3 protein-coding genes, 1 tRNA gene and 1 pseudogene are annotated in these 3,110 nt (G+C 60.2%); 4 read left to right on the forward strand and 1 reads right to left on the reverse strand.

Going from position 1 to position 3,110, the window contains the following annotated elements; translation table 11 throughout:
- Positions 1-1,231: 1,231 nt before the first annotated feature.
- The 4 genes and pseudogenes from CWO89_RS42340 to CWO89_RS42345 form a co-directional block, all read left to right on the forward strand.
- Positions 1,232-1,689: pseudogene (locus CWO89_RS42340) on the forward strand (transposase); the annotation flags it as partial.
- A 31-nt stretch (positions 1,690-1,720) separates the two neighbouring features.
- On the forward strand, positions 1,721-2,338 hold the full coding sequence (locus tag CWO89_RS46545) for a hypothetical protein (protein ID WP_165421573.1): 618 nt from the start codon (positions 1,721-1,723) through the stop codon (positions 2,336-2,338).
- Positions 2,308-2,436 carry a hypothetical protein gene (locus tag CWO89_RS48995; RefSeq protein ID WP_283813583.1) on the forward strand — a complete coding sequence of 43 codons (129 nt, stop codon included), beginning with the start codon at positions 2,308-2,310 and terminating at the stop codon, positions 2,434-2,436. Before CWO89_RS46545 ends, CWO89_RS48995 begins: the two co-directional genes overlap by 31 nt.
- On the forward strand, positions 2,429-2,683 hold the full coding sequence (locus CWO89_RS42345) for a hypothetical protein (RefSeq protein ID WP_130584142.1): 255 nt from the start codon (positions 2,429-2,431) through the stop codon (positions 2,681-2,683). The genes CWO89_RS48995 and CWO89_RS42345 overlap by 8 nt, the downstream gene beginning before the upstream one ends.
- A gap of 154 nt (positions 2,684-2,837) precedes the next feature.
- Here CWO89_RS42345 and CWO89_RS42350 read toward each other — a convergent pair.
- A tRNA-Tyr gene (locus CWO89_RS42350) sits at positions 2,838-2,923 on the reverse strand.
- Positions 2,924-3,110: the final 187 nt, after the last annotated feature.

Raw genomic sequence — 3,110 nt, forward strand, 5'->3', positions numbered from 1 at the left:
CGCCAGAACGAGTCTTCGAGCGACTCCAGGTCGCTAATGGCTGCCACCGCGGGAGCCGCCTGCAGCGGGCTCGACTGACCGACACTTTGCCCTGGCAAATCGGCCGGCGCCCCTGTGGAGTGTTCGGTGTGTTCCAATTGTCCGCGGCTAATTGGCTGACGCGCTCCATTCCCGGCCGAAACTCCCTCGAACGCGGCAACGGCGCGGGTTCATCCGACGGGCCGGCCTGCCGAGAGCCGCCCGCTCCGGAAGCGCCCGGCGCGACGCCGCCGCGGTGGTCCACAAAGTAGTCCAACACTCGGCGGAACGTACCATCACGTAGGAGGCCTAACTCTTCGGCACGGTCTATCAGCTCCGCGTCGGTAAGCATGGCAAGCCCCTGACCCCCCGCAGCACGGAGCGCTTTCGAAAAACGGCGAAGCCTGCTACGAAAAGTTTTGAAGCCAGAACCCATCCCGGTGGCCCGAATCACCTCCTCCATGAGACGCTTGTCTGCTGCAAACATGAGACGCTTGTCTGCTGCAAAGGAGGCACGACGTCTGTCTGCTGCAAAGGAGGCACGACGTCGACGCGTGCGATTGGTCCAGTCGCCCTCACGATATCGACGAAGCATATTCAGCCCGGGTAACATTTTCGTATCATTCGGGTGGTTCGATTTGACGTATGCGCGCAAGGCCGCGTCGTCCCCGAAGTTTTCAAGCGTGCTTCCCTGACGCCCGAGAGAATCTGCCAATCTGCGAAGACCCCGAACTTGGCTTTCGAGGGTATCAGAGGCCAGCTTGGCGTTTGCAGAGGCTGCCTGGAATACCTTCACGGTGAGGATCAGGCCCGCGCGATTGGCATTAGGATAGTGTACTGCTAGCCTATCAATATACGCCGGCTCCGGCTCCGGCTCCGCTTGCACCGCTGGCCCCGGCTGCGCCTCCGGCTCCGCTTGCACCGCTGGCCCCGCTTCCTGACGTCTCAAGACCTCCGCAACCGCGTCCATCATATCTGGATGGTACTGGTAGGTCGATGGATCATCTGGATTGTATAACTTGGATGGATCGAACTTACTCGGGTCCATGTTAGCCTCGTGCGTTCACAGATCGCCTGACGTGGTGAGACGTTAGCCGAGCGCCTACCCGCAGAGCAGTTAGAGCCGCCCGCGTGCGAGCTATCGCTGAAAGTTGGTGACGGCGGGAATCGGGAAGGCGGCGCCTCCACTTCTCCACCGAAGGTGCGATATGCCGTGTCCAAGGATAACATCATCAAGCTGATTCGGCCAGGAAACGTCGACGATCAACGCAGCGAAATCTTGCGCAATGGGGCGCGTGCTCTGTTGGCTCAGGCGGTCGAGGCCGAGGCCGCGGACTTTCTCGGCAAGCATCCCGATTTGAAGACTGCGGACGGCCACCAGCGCGTCGTCCGCCACGGTCACCTGCCGGAACGCGAGGTGACGACCGGGATCGGTCCGGTCGCCGTCCGCGTGTACGCGATCGCGAGGCGGGCGCTACCGACCCCGACCGCATCCGGTTCTCTCCGTCGATCCTGCCGCCCTACCTGCGCCGCTCGAAATCGATCGAGACGCTGCTGCCGATCCTTTACCTGAAGGGGATCTCCACCGGTGACTTCTCCGAGGCTCTGGCGGCGCTGCTTGGCAAGGATGCTGCCGGATTGTGTCGGCATCTTCACGGCCAGAGACAAGATGAGACTAACGTCCAAGCGAGGGAGGCCGAAAATGAATCGTGCTTCGTTCCGGACTGCAATTTCTCTGATTGTCGGTTACCTAATCGCAGTTGTTGCTGGGGGATTCTGGCTGAAATCCAAACAGCGACCAGAATACGAGGTCTACAAGGACATGATCCCGGTGATGATCGCAATCGCAGCCGCTGTGCTGACAGGTTGCGTTCAGCGGCGCATAGCTTTCCTGACCGAAGTCAGGAAGCTATATGATCAGTGCGTGAAAGCCTTTGAGAGCGCGCTTCAATACACTCACCTTGAAAAGGCGGGGCAGTCTGAGTTTGCAGCAGTATACAAGGAGCTTGCATGTGCCGTCGAATTGTTCCGCGGAAGCTTTCGCAATGCTGGTGACAGCGGCGGACGTCAGGGCCTCTATCCGTTTGAGGCATTGAAGTCCATCCTACAGTGGCACTCGTATCTGGGCTTCGGAACAGCGTTCAGGGTTTCCGAGCGCACATCTAGAGCGAGAAAAGCGATGACCATTCTGTGGCAAGATCACCTTCGCCCGCCCGTGCTGGCCGAACTCGATAGATGGCGGCCTCGTTTCTTTGCATCGCACTACTGGAATTATGGTCGAGGAAAAGATTGGCCGCTTCCACCGGCGAATCCTTCGTGACAGCTTTGGGCCAGACTTGGAAGTATCTAACCGGCGCTCGCCTCGACCGGCTCCAGGCCGAAGTCGACAGCCTGAGCGAGGAGGCCGGCAATGCCTGACCCAATCATCCAGCACTTTGCCGATGGATTTTACGTCGTCGACATCACGCTCCGGGACGGCCGCTGGGTTGCCTGGATGACCAATGACGTCGTCGAGGTATTCGTGCCGATTCCGGGCGATCCACAGAACGCGGCCCACGCAGCGTGCGCCCCGGGCGGTGTGGTGGCCGAGGAGCAAGTGAGGCGAGGTGCGAATCTTCAGAAAGTCGCGGACGGAATGATTGTTCGCCCGGAGCTGCGTGACTGAAAGTAGCCCAGTGCAAATAGAGCCCGTCGGTTACCGCCGGCGGGCTTTTCTTTTGGCCATACGCCAATCACAAGCCCGTTACCCCGAACGTTACCCCAGCGCGGGTCTGATAGGTCTGCTTTCGTGCCTAATCCGGGTAAGTGATTGATTTCATTGGTGGGGGAGGCAGGACTCGAACCTGCGAAGCCATGAGGCGGCTGATTTACAGTCAGCTCCCTTTGCCACTCGGGACACTCCCCCGTCCCAACAGCGTCGGACGCCACCCGCCCGAAGTGGCGGCGGACAGGTCAGTCGGTGACGCTGGTGACCGCGGGACCCGTCGGGGTGCGCGGCCGGCGCGTTTATGTGCGAAGGGAGGTGGCAAAGTCAACCAAGGGAAGCCGTTAATCGGCATCCTTTTGCCGGCAAAATTGCCATTGTCCGGAAC

It is taken from the genome of Bradyrhizobium sp. Leo170 (assembly GCF_004296405.1).
Classification (GTDB): domain Bacteria; phylum Pseudomonadota; class Alphaproteobacteria; order Rhizobiales; family Xanthobacteraceae; genus Bradyrhizobium.